We start from the raw sequence: 20,267 nt of genomic DNA on the forward strand, positions 1-20,267 counted from the left end.
GTACCCGCTCTGATTTTATCGGTTCTTATTCTTTGGAAAGCGACCGCGCACCGCGACTGCCCACCACGATCAGCGAGCCATCGGCTGCCTGCACGGCACCCGCGACGGGTGACTGGTTTTGCTGGGCGATCAGTTGCAGTCGAGTCTCGGCAGACTGGCTGAGCAATTCGTGCCCGGCCTGGGTGAACAGCCGGAAGCGGCCGTCATCGCCCTGCGCCGCGGCAGTGACGCTGACTTGCAGGCCGGTCTCCAGAAGCGTCCAGTTGGCACCGCCATCGGTGCTGCGCAACACATGCCCGCGCAACCCGTAGACCAACACTTCGCCTGGTTTACCGATCACCCCGAAAAAACTGCCCTGGTAGGGGGTCTGCAAGGCCACGAAGCGCTGCCCGGCGTCATCCCATTTCAGCAGCAGGCCTTGTTCGCCGGCGATGTAGAGCCCATCACCGGTGGAGGCAATGGCATTGAGGTGAAAGCCCTGGGGGTTTTCGGTACGGTCCTGGAATGGCGTCCAGTGCTTGCCACCGTCTTCGGTGCGCAGGATCAGGTTGAAGACACCGACCACGTAGCCGATGTTGTCGTCGGCGAACCAGACGTCCAGCAGGGGCTTGTCAGCACCCTCCTCGACCAGTCGCTGACCTTCGGCGGCCAATACTGGCCATTGCTCGTTGCCCGGCTCGGCCTGGGCCAATGCCGAGTAATGCTTGACCAGCAAGTCACCGATCTGGCGCCCATCGAGTTGTTTGTTCCAGGTCTCGCCGCCATCGCTGCTGTGCAGCACCACACCATCGCCGCCGACGGCCCAGCCGTTCCTCGGCGAGGGAAAGTACACGGCATTGAGGTCGGCACTGACCGGCACGGTGGCCTGGCGCCATTGCTGGCCGGCGTCATCGGAAAAAAGAATGTGGCCTCGCTGGCCCACGGCAACCAAACGGTCACCGGCACGGGTCGCGTCCAGCAAGGGGCTGCGCACGGCCAGGGCACTGGGCTTGGCGGGCAGATCAAGCACGTCGACGTAGGCGGCAGCCTGAGCGAATCCTTGCAACAGAGCCAGCGCGGCGCCCATCAGCAGCGGCACGCACTTCTTGAACGAATACATACGGCGTCCTCATGAGAAAACTGCGCCGGGTGCCCGCAGGCGACCCGGCGTTGAAACCCGACTCAGCGAATACCGGCGCCCGCCAGGGACTCCGGCGACCACTGCGCCTTGGACAGCGAGTCGATGTAGCGGATGCCGCCGTACGGGCCTACCACACCGTTGATGTTGTAGGAGCCGCCGACCAGGTCGTAGATCATGAACGGCGTGGAGTCCGGCACCTGCTTGTCGTAGCTCTGGCTGAGGAACGCGAAGGAACCGCGATAGAGCTGACCACGTGCGTCGTACTGGTCGGACGCCAGAGCGGCCCAGCTGTCTTCATCCAGGTAGAAGCGACGCTTCTGGTAAACGTGGCGCGCGCCGGCCTTGAGGTTGCCCTCTACCACCCACACGCGGTGTTTTTCCCAGCGCACGAAATCCGGCGCGATGTGATTGGCGGTGGTAATGCTTTTCGGGTCCTGGACGTAGGTCAACTTGTAGGTGTTGTACGGCACGATCATTTCCTGCTTGCCGACCAGTTTCCAGTCGTAGCGATCCAGCGCGCCGTTGAACACGAACACATCGTCGTAGGTACCGGCGCCCGCAGTACCCGGGTTAGGTGTGTCGTAAGCCAGGTTCGGTGCCAGTTTGACCCGACGCTGACCCGGCAGGTATTGCCAGGCGCGGCGTGGTTGTTCCAGCGGGTTCGCGGCGTCCTTGAGCATGATCGACTCACCGGCGCGGCGCGCGGGGCCGGTGTAGTACAACTTCATCTGGTAGTACACGTCGGAGCTGGTGATCGGCTGCGACATGTTCTCGTAGATCGGATAGGTGATGAACGCCTGCCCGGTAGTGGCGAGACTGGGCACGCCGGCCGAGTCGACGTTCCAGGAGTCGTACTTGGAATTGATGTTGACCCCCTGGTAACGCAGCAGGAAGTTCCACATCGCCTCGCTGCCCGATTGCGGAATCGGGAACGGCACGCCGGGCAAGACGTTGTCGATGGCCAGGCCGCCTTCCAGAGACTTGGCGCCGGTGGCGTTTTTCACGCTGTTGTCCAGCACGGTCTGCGGCAGTGCCACGGTGCGGTGGGTCGGGTAAACATCGACGCGAAAGCTCGGGAAGCGCTTGGCCAGCTCAACGGTGGTGGCCGAGAGCAGGGCTTTGTATTGATCGACGTTTTTGCCATCGATCACCAGCACCGGTTTTTCGCTGGCAAAGGGGTCCGGGCGCATGCTGTCGCCGGCCTTGAAACTGGCCGGGGCGGTGGTCAGGCCACCGGCATAGGCCGGAATGGAGCCATCGGCACTGGCGGCTTTTTCGGCGCCCACCAGAGTCAGGCTGCTGCCGAGCTTGCCGGCTTCTTGAGTCGATACGGCGGCCTGCGCATGGGCCGCGAGGGTCATGGCCAGTGATGCGGCCAACAAGGTTTTCACGAATTTCATGGTTTCTACTCCTGCCTGGTGGCTGGGTATTGGATGAATCAAAAGGTGGTTTTCAGCGTCAGGTACAGCGCGCCACGGTCTTCGGTGGTCGCACCGCCGCCCGAGAAGGCTGAGTAGCCACCGGCGAAGCACGCATAGTTTTCGTTACCGCTGAAGGCGTTCGGCGTGGAGCCGTCGCCGCTTCCGGCGTTCGCTGCGCCGGTGCTGTTGCCGCTGACGTTGCACTTGTCAGCCTTGCCGAAGGAATCGACGTACTTGAGGTCGACGAAGTACTTGTTGTAAACGATGGCGCCGACGCCGACGGCATAGTTACCGGTGTCCTTGGCACCGCCGCCGGAGACCGGCGAAACACCGTCGAGACCGACGTTGACCGACATCGGCAGGTTCATGTCCACGCCGGGGAACACCTGGTACCAGGTCGGGGTGAAGTTGACCGCGATGCCCCAGTTGTCACGGGTCGGCGCATCGACGCCACGGTAAGTGTCCTTGCCCTTGTAGAGCGCCTCGTTCTTGCTATCGAGCTTGAGCAGGTTGCTGTAGTACAGCTCGCCGAGCAGTACCGCCGAATCGAACACCGGGGTCTTGGGCAGGGTCATCAGCCCGTTGAGGGTCCAGTGCAAGGTGTCGCCGGTGGCGCTCATGCTGTCGCCATCATGCGGGGTGTCGTAGATCACGCCGGTGGCTGCCGAGCGCGGCGGCAACAAACCAAGACCTTGACCGAGCCCCAGGGGGCTGGTGGTGCTGACGATCGCCGGGATGCTGGCCAGCGGCATGTTGTGGCGGATGTTCAGGTCACTGCCGACGCTGATGCCACCGACATCCTTGGACAGGCTCAGGCCGAAGATGTCGATCTTGTCGGAGTAAGCCAATTGGTAGGTGGCGGTGCTCAACGAATTCAAGGTGTTGACCACGGCCGGCACCTGGCCCGCTGGCGGCGTACCGTTGGCATTGGCCGAGCTCAAACCGCGGGCATCGAGCCAGGCTTGGGGCAGGATGTCTGAAGTCTGGCGGTAGTAAACGCCGAGTGTGCCGTCCAGCCAGGCGGGCGACCACTTGGCCATGACGCCCCAATCACCCGAGTTGCGCGGCGTCAGGTCATCGCCACGACGCACGTTGGTCAGCGCGTTGCAGGGTGCCAGGCCACAACCGAGCGGGCTACCGGGGGTGATGGAGTTGGTGTTGCCCAGCAGGAACGACTGAGCACCGAAGCCCACCAGGTCGGAACCGCCATAGTAAGTGCCCGCCTCAGGCAGGCGCGCCGCATCCCAATCGAGGAAGTACTGGGCGCCCACGGTCAACTCGGGGTTGAGGGTGAACGTCATCGAGATCTGGTTACGCGGAACGAACAGTTCCTTGGCCTCGGTACCCGGCGATGCCGCCAGCTTGGCCAGGTCCAGGCCAGACTGCCCGTAACTGATCGAATGCACCGGGTTGAGGATGGTTTCACCCCAGAACACGTTGTGCTGCCCGGCCTTGATGCTGAACATCGACTCTTCGCCCACTTCGGTGCTGTAGAACACGAAGGCGTCGAGGATCTCGCCGGACGGACCGGTGTAGTAGCGCTGGGCATAGTTGCTCAGGTGCGGGCTGCCGAAACCGACGTTGTCATTGGTCACGCCAGCCAGGCGCGGGTCGTTGGCGACCAGGCCCGAGGTACCTTTATTGCCGTTGACGAACGGGTTGGAATTGGAGCCGGTGTTTTCATAGGCCTTGTCGTACCAGCTCGCGGCGCTGACGCGAAAACCCATGTTCTGCTGGTAAACCACATCCATCTCGGTCAACAGGTCGACACGGTTGGTGATGTTGGTCCCGGCCCTGCGAAAGTTGTAGTCGCCGTCGTTGTTGTTCGGCGTCCCCAACATGCGTTTGTCGGCGTTTTCGGTGCGCACGCCGTAGTTGTACTTCACGGTGTTATCAAAGCGCACGTTCCAGTCGGGATTGCCGGTGTCCAGCTCCATCGCGTGTGCGGTCGGCATGGAAGCCGCCAGGATGGCCAGGGCCAGCAGACTGCGACGCGAAGGGAGTGTGTAACCGTGACTCTTATTGTTATGCATTGCGTTGGCTCCGCTTTTTGTATTTGTTTTAAGCGCAGGGGTCCCCTGCCGACTCTTGGTGAGAGAGCCAGTGCCTGTATGGCGTGAGGACGTTTACCGGTGGTCGACCCTAGCGATCGAGGTCCAGAATCAGTGCTTCTGCCTGGGGCCACGGGCCGTAGCCTGAGGCCGGATTGAGGTGGCCGACGTCACCGAGGTTGATCAGCTCTGCCTCCCAGTCATGGGCCAGGCGCTTGGCCGCGTCGAAGCTGGCGAGGTGGTCGTCGGTGCTGGCGGCAACGATGCTGCGAAACGGCAGTGCGCCTTTGGGCAGCGGGTCCCAGCCATGGGTGCGAAGGGTTTGCGGGCTCGGGTAATTTTGTGGCCACTGGGCGGCCAGATCCGGTGGCGCGGCCAGCAGGGCGCCCTTGATCGGGTGGCTGTGCGTGGCGGCCCAATGTGCGACCATCAGCACGCCGGCACTGTGGGCGACGAGGATCACCGGCCCGTCGATTTGCTCCAGCTCATGCTGGATTGCCCGGACACGGGCGGCGCAGTCGAGCTTGTCGGTCTCAAGTGGCGGAACGCTACGGACTTTGCTCAAACGGGCCTCAAGCAACGTTTGCCAATGTTCGGCAACGTGCTCACGCAGGCCCGGGACGATCAGAACGGTGGCGGCGGTTTGCAGTTTGTCCACTTGGATAACCTCGGCTTCTCAGTCTCGACTGGCTGTTTCGCCAGAATCTTTTTGTTGGACTGACATTAAAGAGCCGGGGTGGGCCGCGCTTTTCATTTGACGACAGCGTCTTTTCTTTTGATGACAGCCTGATGGCCCCTGTCTGATGGTCGCGCGGAAGCTGTTAACGTGACTTCGAAAGTTGTTCAATTGCCGACGTGCTGACTATATTCACCACGTCCACTTCCATCGGAATCCCTGCAGGAACGCCTCTGCATGACAAAGCTCGTTCGCGCCGCTGTCTTGACCAACTACCTGGACGTTGCTCATTACCTTGGGTTCAATCCACACGATTTGCTGGCGGGCGTCGGCCTGAGCAAGGCCCGGCTGCAAGCCCCCGAGCATCGAATTCCGATCGATTCCGCTGTTCGACTGCTGGAGGAATCGGCGGTTGCCAGCGGTTGCCAGAGCTTCGGCCTGAGCATGGCCGAATCGCGCCAGCTCTCGGATTTCGGTGTCGTCAGCCTGCTGCTGAGCCATCAGCGAACGCTGCGTGATGCGTTGCAGGTGGTGGTGCACTACCGGCACCTGATGAACGATTCGCTGGCCATCTACATTGAAGAGGCCGGCAAGATGGTGATCATTCGCGAGGAAGTGATCACCGATTCGCCCATGCCCTGCCGGCAGGCCAATGAACTGGCCATCGGTGTGATGTTCCGGCTGTGCGCAGCCCTGCTCGGTGCCCACTGGCAGCCCTACAGTGTCAACTTCACGCACCAGCCGCCCGACAACCTGCACCTGCATCGGCGCCTGTTTGGCTGCAACCTGGAGTTCGGCAGTGAGTTCAATGGCATCGTCTGCCCCGATGCCAGCCTCGACATCACCAATCCCCATGCCGATCCCGCCATGGCGCGTTACGCCCAGCGCTACCTCGACTCCCTACAGAGCCATGAAGGGCCGTCGATGCTGTTCGAAGTGCGCAAGGCCATTTACCTGTTGTTGCCGATGGGGCGTGCCACCATCGAGCAGATCGCCCAGACCCAGGGCATGAATGTGCGGACCCTGCAACGTCGCCTGAAAGACGACGGCTGCGCATTCAACGACCTGATCAACGACGTGCGCCGCGACCTGGTGCTGCGTTATCTGGAGAATCCGAATTATTCGCTGGGGCGCATCGCCGACATGCTCGGTTACTCCATGGCGAGTTCGTTCACACGCTGGTTCATCAGCCAGTTCGGCATGCCGCCTGCTTCGTGGCGGAGTGCGCAAAAGCTCGGTACGTCAAAAGCGCCGATGGACACAACCACCCTGCCCGATCGAGAAAATCCTGGCCCCGGCAACTTGTAGGAGCGAGGCTTGCCCGCGAAGGCGGCGTGTCAGGCGACTTACTTTTTATGGTGTACATATCCATTGCTGCGGTAACGGCTGCTGCCGGTTTCGCCCTTACGGCGAGTCACTTTGAAAAGCGCAAAGTAACCAAACGCTCTTGCCCCACCACTCGGTGCCTCGCTTAGGCTCGGCATGCCCGCACTCCGGCATTGCTCCGTGGGCCGCCGCGATGGGCCATCCTTGGCCCAGCGCGGCTAACCCGGCGTCCTGCCGGGTTACCCACGGAGCAATACCTGCGTTCGGCCATCGTGGTTTAACGGGGCGCTTAAATCAAAAACCGAAGCGAGGCGGCCTGACAGCCAACCTGTTTGGGAGTCCGTACGCATTTCCCCTGTAGGAGCCGGCTTGCCGGCGAAGACGGCAGTCCAGTCAACAAAGCAGTCCGCCAATACCCCCGCCTTCATTGGCTGAAGGCTTTTCTGTCAGCCCCCGGCTTCAACCATCCCATCCCGATCCTACAAGCAAATAAGCCACGACCGGCTGCGCCAACCCTCTCCGAGGGTGCAACGTTGCCCCTGCAAATCGATCAATGTTTTTTGGCGCCCAAGGACGGGCTTTGCGTAAAAAAGGATGTGCGATGGAAAAGGATTTGGGCGGGTACCACTGCGCTGTCTGTCGCGACGAGGCCATGGCAGCACGCGCCCGACAGCGCGTACAGCAGCCGAGCGCGGCGGAACTACAACGCAAATACGATGAAATGATGGCTCGGCAGCGGGCACGGGAAGAGCAACTCATTGCTGAACGGGAGGCCAGGGAACAGCGTGAGGAAGCCGCACTCGTGAAAGTCACCCTGCGGATCGGGGTGTTTTTTGATGGTACGGGCAACAACCCGTTCAATGTGGAGATGGGGCGTAAGTGTGGTGCTCATCATCCGGTGTCGACGCAGGATATGGAGTCGAGTTGCAAGCCGTATATGCGGGATCCTGAGAGCAGTTATGGGGGGGAAGAGACCAATGTTAAGCGGCTATATGATTTGTATACGCAGACATATGACGCGGAAAGAATAATCCAGCAGAAACGCGCATTCGATAAAGTCTATGTCGAAGGAATCGGCACGAGCGCTGGCGGGCAAGACAGACTTTTAGGCATGGCCATGGGCCGGGGTGAAACCGGTGTCGAAGCGCGGGTACATTACGCCTTTGGCCAGGTCAAAAACCGTCTGCGCGACTTCCTTGATCGTTTCCCGAATATCCAGATCAGCGCCTTGATCTTCGACATTTTCGGCTTCAGTCGTGGCGCGGCCGCAGCTCGACACTTTGCCTGCCTGTGCCTGAAAAGAACGGACAGTTCGCTCAGAGAAGCGCTGGACCTTCCGGATCGTCTGTTCGCCCGCACCTTCAGCAAGGTCTTTGGCGAAGGGGTCAACACTGGTTTTATCGGCTTGTTCGACACTGTCGCTTCCGTGGGCGGGATTGGTAACCTCGGTTATATACGCAGCCCGGCAACTCCCGGGGTCAAGTTGTACCTGATGCCGAAGTTTTTCCCCAATGTGCTGCAATTGGTGGCGCGAGACGAATACCGCGCCAACTTCGCCCTCAACAGTGTTGCCCCGGATCATCCGCAAATAATCCTGCCGGGCGTTCACTCGGATATCGGCGGCGGATACCGCGATGACATTGAAGAGTGCGTACTGCTCAGCCCCATGCAGGCCCTTGAGGTGGGTGAGCTCACCGACGTCAAAACCACCTCGATCTATCGCGAGGCTCAACAGGAACGGGCGAAATGGCACGCCAAGGGCTGGCCGCTGGAAATGCTGGAGCTGGTCACGCCTGATCCGGTATTGCTTGCGCCTGAACCCAGAGAGCGCAACGCGCCGAAACGAAAGCAGGTTTTTGTAGGTTTGCAGCTACGGCGCAGGATCGGCGCAGGGCTCTCCAGGGTGTATCTGCACGTAATGTGTGAAGCTGCCAAAAAACATGGTTGTGAGTTTCTACCATTCCCGGACAAGCCTGAGTTTACGGTGCCCGATAACCTGCAAAGCCTTTGTGATCGTTTTGTCGCCAGTGACTACAGCATTACCCCAGCAGAGGATCAAATGCTGAAGCTGCGCTACATCCACCAGTCGGCACACTGGAACCCGACTTTCCTCTCTGGAGCCCGCACCACACGATTCGAACTGGCCTATGCCCATGTCCCAACGTCGGATTCCGTACGAGTCCACCATCCTCATGTTCCGGAATGGACGCTGTAACCATGAAAATACTGTTTGCATTGCTCGCCATGTTGTTGGTAAGCGCCTGTCACCCCGTCGATCCGCTATCAGCCAAAAACGATTACAGAACCTCCACGTGGTACATCGGCTTCACCGAGCCCGTTCACATGACAGTATGGGTCGAAACCTCCGCTGTCGAGGACATCAAGGGCCGGATAATTTATGACATTGCGGCAGGCGTAGCCGCCAGTAGTGATAATGAAAATGGAACTGAAAATGCACGGGGCTGGGTGGGTGTAGGCAGTTCCGGCATGCCAGTCACGGGTGCCGACCTGCCCAAACGCCTCTTTGTGCGCTGGCAATCAATTGTCGAACGCAAGACTTACGCGGGCTGGATCGATATTTCCGAATCGACCCGCGAAATCATGCGCAACTCGACGGCCCGGCGTTGCCACGAGACCCCTCAGTACACCGCCAGGTCGAGTGCTGCGCTGAATCTGGGACTGGCACCGGGGGGCATCATTCAGGTCTGGGTCTGGGACGATTGTTTCCGCGCCCACAAAGTGGACCGAGGGCAAGTCGGTATCGAGCCGCTTGGCCCTTCGCAAGGTAAAAACCAAGGACGCTATGCCTGGAAGATCAAAGACTCTTCCCAACGCTACATCGATCGCTTCGGCATTCCCTATGGCAGTTGGTAGTGACTCTTCTCTGTTTCCAGAATGGACGCTATGACCATGAAACCACTGTTTACGTTACTCGCCATGTTGGTGTTGAGCGCCTGCCAACCCGTCGATCCGCTGTCAGCCAAAAACGATTACAGAACCTCCACGTGGTACATCGGCTTCACCGAGCCCGCTCACATGAACGTATGGGTCGAGACCTCCGCTGTCGAGGACATCAAGGGCCGGATAATTTATGACATCGCGGCAGGCGGAGCGGGTGGCAGCGACTATGAGAATGGAACTGAAAATGCGCGGGGCTGGGTGGGTATAGCCACTGCGGGCATGCCCGTCACGCGTGCCTACCTCCCCAAGCGCCTCTTCGTGCGCTGGCAATCGATTGTCGAACGCAAGACCTACGCGGGCTGGATCGATATTTCCGAATCGACCCGTGAAATCATGCGCAACTCGAACGCCCGGCGTTGCCACGAGACCCCTCAGTTCACTGCTAATTCGAGTGCTGCCCTGAGTCTGGGACTGGCGCCGGGGGGCATCATTCAGGTCTGGGTCTGGGACGATTGTTTCCGCCCCCAGAAAGCCGACCGAGGGCAAGTCGGTATCGAGCCGCTTGGCCCTTCGCAAGGTAAAAACCAAGGACGCTATGCCTGGAAGATCAAAGACTCTTCCCAACGCTACATCGACCGTTTCGGTATTCCCTATGGCAGCTGGTGATGACCTGTCTTTGTTTCCAGAATGGACGCTACAACCATGAAAATACTGTTTACATTGCTCGCCATGTTGTCGTTGAGTGCCTGCCAACCCGTCGATCCGCTGTCAGCCAAAGACGATTACAGAAGCCCTTGGTGGTACATCGGCTTCAACGAGCCCGCTCACATGACAGTATGGGTCGAGACCTCCGCTGTCGAGGACATCAAGGGCCGGATAATTTATGACATTGCTGCAGGCGTAGCCGCCAGTAGTGATAATGAAAATGGAACTGAAAATGCACGGGGTTGGGTGGGCGTAGGCAGTTCCGGCATGCCCGTGACGGGTGCCGACCTGCCCAAACGCCTCTTCGTGCGCTGGCAATCGACTGTCGAACGCAAGACCTACGCGGGCTGGATCGATATTTCCGAATCGACCCGCGAAATCATGCGCAACTCGACGGCCCGGCGTTGCCACGAGACCCCTCAGTACACCGCCAGGCCGAGTGCGGCCCTGAATCTGGGACTGGCGCCGGGGGGCATCATTCAGGTCTGGGTCTGGGACGATTGTTTCCGCGCCCACAAAGTGGACCGAGGGCAAGTTGGTATAGAACCGCTGGGGCCTGATCAAGGCAAGTACAACGGCGTCTATGGCGAGATCAAAGCCTCTTCCCAACGCTATATCGACCGTTTCGGCATTCCCTATGGCAGTTGGTGATGACGTGTCTTCAGGTTTGAACCGATCAAAAAAAAACGGCGACCGCTGGGTCGGTCGCCGCTAAAAAACCGGTGTTTTTAACGCCGGTGGAGTGCCGCACTGCGTTGGAGTGAACGCAATGCAACGCCGCTCGTAAGAAGGTGCCGCGTGATGCCGGGTTTACATGCCCCAGTGCAGCAATAGCAGCACTAGCACTGCGAGGAACACGGTTTCCCCCACCATCAGCAGAATGGGCTTGATGCCGACGGCGGCCAGTTCCTTGAGTTGGGTTTTCATGCCCAGGGCGCTGATGGAAATCACCAGGCACCACCGCGACAATTCATTGACCGAGCCCTGTATCACCGGCGCGACCCATCCCGTGCTGTTGAGGCATGCAAGGGCCAGGAAGCCGACGGCAAACCACGGCAATAGCGGCGGACGCTTGCCGGTCGGATCGGCACCTTGCATGCGCGTGATCATGGCGGCAGTGACAATCACCGGCAGCAGCATGGCGACCCGCATCAGCTTGACCACCGTGGCCGTGTCGCCCGTTTCGGTGGACATGCTGTATCCGGCGCCGACCACTTGGGCGACATCATGGATGGTGGCGCCGAGGAACACCCCGGCCACCTGCGGCGAGAGCGACAGCCAATTGGCAATCATCGGATAAACGATCATCGCCGTCGTGGACAGTGCCGAAACACCGATCACGGTGAATAGCGTGGCCCGCTCTTTCTGCGGATGGTTAGGCAAGGCCGCCGCCAGCGCCAGCGCTGCCGAGGCACCGCAGATCGCGGTGGCGCCGCCGGTGAGCATGCCGAACAAACGCTGGAAACCCAGCGCCTTGGCTGCCAGGACCGAAACGCCGATGGTCACCACCACCAGGATCACCACCAGTGCAAACGGCTTCCAGCCCAGCCCGGCGATCTGCTCAAGGGTGATGCGCATGCCCAGCAACGCCACGCCGATGCGCAATACGCTGCGCGCGGTGAATTCGATGCCGGCTTTGCAGGGGCCGTCTCCGGCGAGGAAGTTCAGGGCCATGCCGAGTAACAACGCGAACAGCATGACCGGTGCACCGTAGTGCTCCGATAGGAAAGACGCGGCGGCCGCGACGATCAGGCTGACGATAAACCCCGGCGCCAGTTCGCGGGTACGGCTATTGATACGGGTCAGAGCAATGGCGCTCATGGCGCGGACTCCTCGGTAACGATGACAATGAATGCCTGGCCGTCGACTACCTCGACCGGGTAGTTGGCGACCTTGAGCTTGTTGGAATTGAGCAAGTAGCCACTGGCCAGATCGAATCGCAGCCCATGGGCACAGCATTGAATCACCCGACCGTCCAGGCGCCCGCCGCACAGCGAGGCACCCTGGTGCGGGCAGCTGTCATCGATGGCGAACAGCTCACCGCCGACGTTGAACAGTGCGAGGCTTTTGCCATCGAACTCGAAGAGCGACCGGCCCCCTGCCTGCGGGAATTTTCCGGCGGGCACACGTACACGCAGGCTCATGAGGGTTGTAACTCGCCGGTACGTTCGAGCAAGGCTTCGTACATGACGCCAAACAGCTTTTCTGCGGGATGTGCGCCCACCACCGTCACGCGACGGTCAAACTGAAAACAGGGCACGCCACCGGTTGCCCCGGGGTTGCCGACAAAAGGCTCACCGTTGCCGTACAAGCAGTCAGCCACGAAACCGGCCTCGAAGCCGCAGGACTGGGCGATGGCGATCAATGTCTCGCGATTGCCCAAATCCTCGCCGTAATGGAAGTACGCGGCGAACAGGCGTTCGAGCAATGCGTCACGCTGACGGGAATTGCCCAGCACACTGACCCGCTCCAACAGGCGATGGGCATCGGCAGTATTGGGCATCGTGGCAATGCGGCTGAAATCGATGGTCTCCCCCACCGCCTGTGCGGCCTGTTGCACCTGGGCCTGGCGCATCTGCACGGCATCGGCGTTGCCCAGGCGCTTGCGATAAAACTCGGCGAAGGGTTCACCCTGTGCCGGCAGTTGTGGCAGCAGCTGCACACCGTGCCAGACCGTGGTGAATGCCACGTCCGGCTGCCGGGCACGCAGCAGCTCTTGGGCCTGCTCCAACTGGCGCTTGCCGATCAGGCACCAGGGGCAGATGAAATCGAAAAACACATCAATACGTAAACGGCCACTCACAACTTCACCTCTAACCCTGGCGCATTGACTGCGTCAGGCACCTTCTGCCCCTTAATCCGGGCAATATCTTTGTGGTAATGGCACATGGCGTAAAAAAACACCGCCGCCGCCGCGACACTGACAAGGGGCACGATCTGGAAAGCACCGTGCAGGCCAATCGCATCGGACAGGCGTCCCGTAATGAACGGACCCGGGGCCAGCCCCAGCATATTGTTGGCCAGCGTCAACGTCGCAAAAGCCGTTCCGTGGACCGAATAATGAGTCAGGTTGGCGACCATGGCCCCGGCCGGGCCCGTGGTGCCTGCAACAATCAACATGCCCAGGCAGATCATCGCCAGTTGTGCGGGCCCGGCAGGCAAGGCGAATGCCAGCGACAGCAGCATGCAACTGCCCAGGCAGTAAGCAATGGCCAGGGCGACCTTGCGCTCCGGCGAATGCCGGCACAGGCGATCGCTGAGCATCCCGCACAGAATCATCCCCGCGCCGCTGCACAACACGATGATTGCCGCCATGCCGCCGGCCTTGTCCGCGCCCATGTCGTAATAGCGATTGAGATAGCTGGGCATCCACACAATCACGGTGCCGCCAACGAACAACTGCAAACCGCTGCCGATGTAGGTCGCGATCACCGAGCGACTGGCAAACAGCGTGCGCAGCCTTGCCTTTGCCGCCGCCTTGTCCAGCGCCTGCGTCGCACGCTGCGGAGCAATGCGAGACTCCTTGACGATGAGCGGATACAGCACCGCCAACAGCAAACCGAACAGCGCCATGCCGGCGAACGACCAACGCCAGCCCAGCTTGGCCGCGATGGTGCCGCCCAACGCCATGCCCAGCACCGAGCCGAACATCCCGCCCGCCATGAACGCACTGGCCAGGGTTGCCCGCATGTGCTTGGGAAATACCGAAATCACCACGGCGATGCCGACACTGCCGTACGCCGCTTCGCCAACGCCCACCATGAACCGTGCGATGAACATTTGCGGGTAGTCCTGCGCCAATGCGCAACCCAGGGTCGCCAGGCTCCACAGCAGGGCCATCAACGCCAGGCTCTTGACCCGGCCGAAACGATCGGCCAGCAACGACAACGGAAACGTCAGCAAGCCGACCATCAAGGCCACGATGCCGCTGAGCAGGCCGAGCTGGCTGTCGCTCAGTGCCCACTCGCCCTTGAGCATCGGGAACACCGCGTTAAGTACCTGACGCGACATGTAATCGGAGATCAACAGACCGAACGTCAGGGCGAAGACGATCCAGGCATATTTGCGCGCAACGTTGACGGTACAGTCGTCATCGTCGGCGGCGATTGGATGAAAGGCCATGCAGCCTCCTCGAAACGTTGTTTTTGTTGTTATCGAGCGTTCTTGACATACCACGGGCGAGAGATCATCGATCCCCCGCCCTTGCTACCGGTCAGCCGCGTTGCGGCACACCTTTCTGCCCGGCCTTGCGGTTGGGCGACATGCCGTTGGCCAACAGGGTTTCCTCGATGCTGTTGTACTTCACACCGATGCGATAGATCTCACGGGCTTCTTTGCCCGTGGCGATTTCGCGACCCAGTTCATGGGCGATGCGCACGGTTTGCTGGATTTGCGCCACCGAGCTGAAGCGGTCGCCCTTGTGATCAATGATAGTGTCTTCATTGCCCACACGCGGGTGCATGCCCATGGCCATCGACATGGTGTTGAACGGCATGACGTTCTTGAGCAGCGATTCGGAGGTCAGGGTGCAACCGTCCGGCGCGCGGTGGATGAAGTTGAAGAAGTTGAACGGGTTCGGGCCGTCGAAGCCGCCGCCGATGCCGATCCAGGTCAGGTTCAGCGGGCCCATGTAAACGCCTCGGCGTACCAGACGCTCCAGGGTTTCCATGGCGTGCATGCCGGTCAACTGGAAGTGCGGCTGGATGCCGTTGTCCATCAGGCGCTTGAGGTGCTCGGCGACCCAGGCCGGGCCGGCTGGTACGGTCATTTCGCTGTAGGCCGCCTGAATCATCGGATTGGCCAGGGAGGTGCCTTCCAGGTATTCCGGGTACAGCAGCTCCATGATGTTCATTTGCGTGGTGTTGATCGCCACGGTCACCTGATCCGGTTTCGGCGTCAGTTCGGCCAGCATGTGGCGGGTATCATCGGACAGCCACTTGGCCGCCTCACCATCGCTTTCCGGGGCGAAGGAAATCGAACCGCCGACCTGGATGATCATGTCGGGCACGGCTTCACGCACGCCGGCGATCAGCTCGTTGAATTTCGACAGGCGCTTGGAGCCCTTGCCGTCCAATTCCCGCACGTGCAGGTGCAGCACAGTGGCGCCGGCTTCGTAGCAATCGACCGCTTTCTGGACTTGCTCGTCCATGGTCAGGGGGATGTCTTCGGGGAAGTCTTCAGGCATCCATTCCGGGCCGTACGGGGCCACGGTGATGACCACTTTTTCCATGTTTTCGGGGTGCAGGGAATCGTCGAAGAATTGCATGGTTTACTCCAGTTCTTATGATTGTCCCGCCCACCCGGATTCGAGCCGGGCAGGCGTGTTTACGAGAGCGAATGCAGAAGGGATGAATCAGTACGTCTTGTCGCCGATGATCCCGGCGCGTTCCATCTTGCGATGACACGGCGGGTAATCCATGACGGCGTAATGCTGGGTGCTGCGGTTGTCCCAGATGGCGATGCTGTTGGGCTTCCAGCGCCAGCGCACCTGGTACTCGGGGATGTAGGCCTGGCTGATCAGGTAGCGCAGCAGTTCGCTGGCGCCGGGGTTCGCGTCCTGGCCGAAGCGCACACGTTCGGGGGTGTGGTAGTTGCTAAAGTGGGTTGTGAAGGCGTTGACGAACAGCACCTTCTCGCCGGTTTCCGGGTGCGTGCGCACCACAGGGTGCTCGGCGTCCGGGTACATGGCCTTGAGGGCCAGGCGCTTTTCGATCGGCATGGCCGCGCCGAAACTCGCTTCAATGCTGTGCCGGGCACGCAGGTCGGCGATCTTCAATTTCACATCTTCAGGCAGATTTTCGTACGCTTCGACCATGTTTGCCCACATGGTGTCACCGCCGACCGGTGGGCACTCCACGCAGCGCAGCACGCAACCCATGGGTGGCGCCTCGCGCCAGGTGGCGTCGGTGTGCCAGGCGTTTTCGTAGCGGTCCATCGGCTGGTCCGGCTTTTTGTAGATTTGCACCAGCCCCGGGTGATCAGGGTCACTGCCGGCCACCGGGTGATCTTCCAGCTCGCCGAAGCGCCGGGCGAACGCCACGTGCTCGGCGCGGCTGATGTTTTGATCACGCAGGAACACCACGCGATGGGTGAGCAACTGCGCACGAATCTCGGCAAACAGACCGTCGTCATGGATGGCGTCGGCGAGGTTGACGCCGATCAGTTCCGCGCCGATGTTGCAGGTCAATTGTTCGACTTTCACGGCAAGCTACTCCCTTAAATGACGAAAATCGACGAGCCGGTGGTCTTGCGCGATTCCAGGTCACGATGGGCCTGCACGGCATCCTGCAAAGCATAGTGCTGGTTGATCTCGATCTTGATCCGGCCGCTGCCGACGTGATCGAACAACTCACCGGCCAGCGCGGCTTTTTCCGCAGGGTCGGCGATGTAGTCGGCCAGTGCCGGCCGGGTCAGGTACAGCGAACCTTTCATCGCCAGCATCACGGGATCGAACGCCGGAATCGGGCCCGAAGCAGTCCCCACGCAGACCATCAGGCCACGACGCTTGAGCGAATCCAGAGACCCCATGAAAGTGTTCTTGCCGACGCTGTCGAACACCACGTTGACCCCGACGCCATCCGTCAGCTCGCGAACGCGCTGGGCGACGTCTTCATGGCTGTAATTGATCACATGATCGCAGCCATGGGCCCGGGCGATTTCGCCCTTGACCTCGGTGGACACGGTACCGATGACGGTCAGGCCCAGTAGCTTGGCCCATTGCGAAACGATCAGGCCGACACCACCGGCGGCGGCGTGCAGCAAAATGCTGTCGCCGGCCTTGAAGTCGTAAATGCGGCGCATCAGGTACGAAGACGTCAGCCCGCGCATGGTCATCGCCGCGGCAGTCTCGAAACTGATGGTTTCCGGAAGCTTGATCAGCGGCGCGGCCGGGATCAGGCGCTCGGTGCTGTAGGCGCCCAGGGTATTGAGAAAACCGGTGTAGGTGACGCGATCACCCACTTGAACGTTGGTCACCCCCTCACCCACGGCCTGGACCACACCGGCGGCTTCGACCCCCATGCCGTTCGCCAGCGGTATCGCGTAGGTGCCATTGCGAAAGTAGGTGTCGGCATAGTTCAGGCCGACCGCCACGTGACGCAGCCGAACCTGACCGGGGCCGGGGTCACCTACTTCGACATCTTCATAGCGAAGGACTTCGGGACCACCGGTTTCGTAGAAGCGGACGGCTTTGGCCATGTTTTCTTATTCTCCAGTCTGCAATATTGGCGTGCTGTATCGAATTGCGCTGATTGGACTGTAGGTTCATGGCTGGCTCGTCGCTTCTCATCCGACGACAACGACTTTTCATTTCATGACAATTGAATCCGATGCAGGGGGGGCGAAATACCAGCAATTTGCCGGTGGCCCGCTGCACCAGTTTGTCCTGTTGATTGCGGGTTTCCATCAGCATGAACTGGCGGCATCGGGATCGAAGTGGAAGGGCTGCGGATTGAACCGTTGCCGGACTACAGGCCTCCCTCCTCCGGCGGCCGGGCCAGCACCCACTGCCAGAACAGCTTGTAGCCGACTGCCAGCACCACCGGGCCGATGAACAAACCGATGACGCCGCTGGTGACCATGCCGCCCAGGGCACCGATCAGCACCACCGGCATCGGTACGTCGACCCCACGCCCCAGCAGCAATGGCTTGAGGACGTTGTCCACCAGCCCGGCGACAAACACATAGATGGCGAACACGATGGTCGCGGTGCTGGCGCCCTCGGTGGCGAACACATAGGCAATCACCGGTATCGTAATGAGGGTCACCGGCAACTGCATGATGCCCAGCAATAGCACTGCCAACGCCAACAGCCCGGCACCGGGAACGCCCTTGAAGACAAACCCGAGGCCCACCAGCAGCATTTGGATAAACGCAATACCGACCACGCCGAGCGCCACGGCGCGGATCGTGGAGGTGCAGAGTTCGGCGATTTTCGGCCCTTTCTCCGGACCGCTGACCCGCGAAGCGATCTGCACCGCCGCACGGCTGCCGGCTTCGCCATAGGCCATGAAAATCCCGGCGATGATCAGCGCGAAGATAAACGTCAGAAACCCCATGCCGACGCCGGCCATTGTACCCAGCAGGGTCAGGCTGACGCCCTTGATTTGCGGTATGTACTTTGCCGTCAGGCTGGGCAGATCGGTGGCGGCCTGCAACCAGATAGCCGACAACGGCTTGCCTATCAGCGGCCACCCGGCGACGGACTCGGAGGGTGGTGGAATATGGATGCCTTGGTTCTGGACACTGGCCATGGCGTTCTGGACCGAGTCGGCAATCGAGGTGCCCAACAGGTAGATCGGGACCATGAGAATCACGATGGACACCAGGATGATCAAGGTGGCAATGCGTCCCTCCTTCTGCCCCAGCGGTCCCATGAGTTTTGTCTGCAATGGATAAAGGGTGATGGCCAGGATCACCGACCACAGCATCAGGTCGCGGAATGGACTGAAAATCTGAAAGCAGAACAGCACCAGAACCAAAATCAGCCCGGCGCGGATCAGGACATCGAGTAACCCGCGGGACATGGCCTTTTCTGAGAGCGGACTGGGCAACATGGATTCTCCTGGCAGTTCACTGCGAAGATTGGGGTCGGTTTGCCCAGCATAGACGCTCAACAGGCACTGCGTTTTTCTTGAAAAGAGCCAAAACTCAGCACACCGACTCAATATTCGCGCTTCAATTCAAGTCACGATGCATGACGCCTGGCAAACACCGCCACAGGATTGACCCATGACGCTTTTCTCACAGGTTTGCACGCCCCGCCTGACTGTGTGGTTGTCGCTGTTATTCGCCAGTACGGGCGCTATGGCCGATGAGCCGGCGCAAAGCGCACAAGGCTTTCTCGACGGGGCATCATTCGACGTGCTCAGCCGAAACTTTTACCTCAACAGTGACTATCGATCGCCTTCACCCTCCGGCAAGAGCTACCGGCAGGAATGGGCGCAAGGTTTTATCGGCAACTTTCAGTCGGGATTCACGCCCGGCACGATTGGCTTCGGGCTCGATGCCCATGCCTTTTTGGGGCTGAAGCTGGATGGGGGCAAAGGCCATTCCGGAACAGGATTATTGCCGGTCGACAGTGACGGGCGCAGCGAGCCCAACTATTCCAGTGGTGGCGGTGCGCTGAAAATCAACGCGTCGCGAACCACACTGGCCTACGGTGAGATGCTGGTGGAAACCCCGGTGTTCGACACCGCGGACAAACGCCTGCAACCGGAATACGCCACGGGTTTTCTATTGAACAGCCGTGAAATCGAAGGCATGAACCTACAGGCCGGACACTTCACAGCTTTCAAGAATCAGGACAGCTCGTCATCCAGGGGCGACTTTTTCGGGTATGGGGCCAGTACCGAAGCGGGCGGCATCTCGTTTCTGGGCGCCGATCTGTTCACGCAAAGCCCGCTGGGCGGCGCTCTATATGCCTCGGAGTTGACCGACACCTGGCACCAGTACTACGGCAATCTGCATCTGAAGCAGGGCCGCTGGTTCCTCGACGCCAACCTCTACCACACACGGGACACCGGGCAGGCGCTGGCGGGTGCCATCGACAACACCGCGTTCAGTCTGTCGGGCAAATACACCCTCGATGCACAGGCCTTTACCCTGGCCTGGCAAAAAATCAACGGCGATACGCCCTTCGATTTTGTCGGTGGCGACTCGATCTACCTGGCCAACTCGATCAAGTACGCCGACTTCAATGGCGCGGGCGAACACTCCTGGCAGGCGCGCTACGACCTCGATCTGGGTGCGTTTGGCATCCCCGGCCTGAAATTCATGACGCGTTATGTCAGGGGCAGCGGGATCGACGGCACCCATGCCCCCCAGGGTGGCGCCTACAACCCGTTCGATCCGTCAACCGGCCAGTTCGTACCGCAACAAGGCGATGGTGGACGCCACTGGGAGCGTGACATCGACTTGCACTACATCGTGCAATCCGGAGCCGCCAAGGGCTTGTCCCTGCAAGTGTCCCATGTGTCCCACCGGGCCAATGCCGCCCAGGCCGGCGATGACATCGACAGGGTCTATGTGGTCATCCAGTACCCGCTGGCCTTCGGGCCGTTCTAAGC

The 20,267-nt window shown here is 60.5% G+C and carries 18 protein-coding genes; 6 read left to right on the top strand and 12 right to left on the bottom strand.

Translation table 11 applies throughout. The annotated features are described in order from the left end of the window. Window positions 1-25: 25 nt before the first annotated feature. The 4 genes from GPL81_RS06025 to GPL81_RS06040 all read right to left on the bottom strand — a co-directional run bounded on the left by GPL81_RS06025 (window position 26) and on the right by GPL81_RS06040 (window position 5,250). A complete protein-coding gene (locus GPL81_RS06025) occupies window positions 26-1,099 on the bottom strand; it encodes a WD40/YVTN/BNR-like repeat-containing protein (RefSeq protein WP_160105803.1) in 1,074 nt (357 codons plus the stop codon). Between the two features lie 62 nt (window positions 1,100-1,161). After that, entirely contained in the window at window positions 1,162-2,520 is a 1,359-nt protein-coding gene (locus tag GPL81_RS06030; protein ID WP_096511418.1) for a DUF1329 domain-containing protein, read from the bottom strand. A 38-nt stretch (window positions 2,521-2,558) separates the two neighbouring features. Then, the gene (locus GPL81_RS06035) at window positions 2,559-4,574 is read right to left on the bottom strand and encodes a DUF1302 domain-containing protein (protein ID WP_160105805.1); all 2,016 of its coding nucleotides are present in this window, start codon (window positions 4,572-4,574) and stop codon (window positions 2,559-2,561) included. Window positions 4,575-4,683: 109 nt separating this feature from the next. Further along, window positions 4,684-5,250 carry an RBBP9/YdeN family alpha/beta hydrolase gene (locus GPL81_RS06040; protein WP_160105807.1) on the bottom strand — a complete coding sequence of 189 codons (567 nt, stop codon included), beginning with the start codon at window positions 5,248-5,250 and terminating at the stop codon, window positions 4,684-4,686. A 255-nt stretch (window positions 5,251-5,505) separates the two neighbouring features. Between GPL81_RS06040 and GPL81_RS06045 the strand changes: the two genes are divergently transcribed. The 5 genes from GPL81_RS06045 to GPL81_RS06065 all read left to right on the top strand — a co-directional run bounded on the left by GPL81_RS06045 (window position 5,506) and on the right by GPL81_RS06065 (window position 10,851). Then, window positions 5,506-6,576: an AraC family transcriptional regulator gene (locus GPL81_RS06045; protein WP_160105809.1), complete on the top strand. Its 1,071-nt coding sequence runs from the start codon at window positions 5,506-5,508 to the stop codon at window positions 6,574-6,576. 619 nt (window positions 6,577-7,195) lie between these two features. Then, the gene (locus tag GPL81_RS06050; RefSeq protein ID WP_160105810.1) at window positions 7,196-8,809 is read left to right on the top strand and encodes a phospholipase effector Tle1 domain-containing protein; all 1,614 of its coding nucleotides are present in this window, start codon (window positions 7,196-7,198) and stop codon (window positions 8,807-8,809) included. A gap of 2 nt (window positions 8,810-8,811) precedes the next feature. Then, the gene (locus GPL81_RS06055) at window positions 8,812-9,468 is read left to right on the top strand and encodes a DUF2931 family protein (RefSeq protein ID WP_160105812.1); all 657 of its coding nucleotides are present in this window, start codon (window positions 8,812-8,814) and stop codon (window positions 9,466-9,468) included. Window positions 9,469-9,504: 36 nt separating this feature from the next. Beyond that, the gene (locus tag GPL81_RS06060) at window positions 9,505-10,161 is read left to right on the top strand and encodes a DUF2931 family protein (RefSeq protein ID WP_160105814.1); all 657 of its coding nucleotides are present in this window, start codon (window positions 9,505-9,507) and stop codon (window positions 10,159-10,161) included. 36 nt (window positions 10,162-10,197) lie between these two features. Continuing rightward, a complete protein-coding gene (locus GPL81_RS06065) occupies window positions 10,198-10,851 on the top strand; it encodes a DUF2931 family protein (RefSeq protein ID WP_160105815.1) in 654 nt (217 codons plus the stop codon). Between the two features lie 159 nt (window positions 10,852-11,010). Here GPL81_RS06065 and GPL81_RS06070 read toward each other — a convergent pair whose 3' ends face one another. From GPL81_RS06070 to GPL81_RS06105, 8 genes are all read right to left on the bottom strand, one after another. Beyond that, window positions 11,011-12,021, bottom strand: a complete 1,011-nt coding sequence (locus GPL81_RS06070; protein WP_160105817.1) for a YeiH family protein — start codon at window positions 12,019-12,021, stop codon at window positions 11,011-11,013. Then, window positions 12,018-12,344, bottom strand: coding sequence for a Rieske (2Fe-2S) protein (locus GPL81_RS06075; RefSeq protein ID WP_160105819.1), 327 nt, complete (start codon window positions 12,342-12,344; stop codon window positions 12,018-12,020). Before GPL81_RS06075 ends, GPL81_RS06070 begins: the two co-directional genes overlap by 4 nt. Beyond that, window positions 12,341-13,003, bottom strand: a complete 663-nt coding sequence (locus tag GPL81_RS06080) for a DsbA family oxidoreductase (RefSeq protein ID WP_160105821.1) — start codon at window positions 13,001-13,003, stop codon at window positions 12,341-12,343. The genes GPL81_RS06075 and GPL81_RS06080 overlap by 4 nt, the downstream gene beginning before the upstream one ends. Further along, window positions 13,000-14,322, bottom strand: a complete 1,323-nt coding sequence (locus GPL81_RS06085) for an MFS transporter (RefSeq protein WP_160105823.1) — start codon at window positions 14,320-14,322, stop codon at window positions 13,000-13,002. Before GPL81_RS06085 ends, GPL81_RS06080 begins: the two co-directional genes overlap by 4 nt. 91 nt (window positions 14,323-14,413) lie before the next feature. Beyond that, window positions 14,414-15,466, bottom strand: coding sequence for a beta-keto acid cleavage family enzyme (locus GPL81_RS06090; RefSeq protein WP_096511397.1), 1,053 nt, complete (start codon window positions 15,464-15,466; stop codon window positions 14,414-14,416). A gap of 87 nt (window positions 15,467-15,553) precedes the next feature. Further along, window positions 15,554-16,402, bottom strand: coding sequence for a TauD/TfdA dioxygenase family protein (locus tag GPL81_RS06095; protein WP_096511395.1), 849 nt, complete (start codon window positions 16,400-16,402; stop codon window positions 15,554-15,556). Window positions 16,403-16,416: 14 nt separating this feature from the next. Continuing rightward, window positions 16,417-17,397, bottom strand: a complete 981-nt coding sequence (locus GPL81_RS06100) for a quinone oxidoreductase family protein (RefSeq protein WP_160105825.1) — start codon at window positions 17,395-17,397, stop codon at window positions 16,417-16,419. A gap of 269 nt (window positions 17,398-17,666) precedes the next feature. Next, on the bottom strand, window positions 17,667-18,755 hold the full coding sequence (locus GPL81_RS06105; protein WP_160105831.1) for an AI-2E family transporter: 1,089 nt from the start codon (window positions 18,753-18,755) through the stop codon (window positions 17,667-17,669). A 250-nt stretch (window positions 18,756-19,005) separates the two neighbouring features. On the opposite strand from GPL81_RS06105, the gene GPL81_RS06110 reads away from it, so the two are divergent. Further along, window positions 19,006-20,265: an OprD family porin gene (locus GPL81_RS06110; RefSeq protein WP_160105866.1), complete on the top strand. Its 1,260-nt coding sequence runs from the start codon at window positions 19,006-19,008 to the stop codon at window positions 20,263-20,265. Window positions 20,266-20,267 lie beyond the last annotated feature (2 nt).

The sequence above is a fragment of the Pseudomonas izuensis genome, from assembly GCF_009861505.1.
Lineage (GTDB): Bacteria > Pseudomonadota > Gammaproteobacteria > Pseudomonadales > Pseudomonadaceae > Aquipseudomonas > Aquipseudomonas izuensis.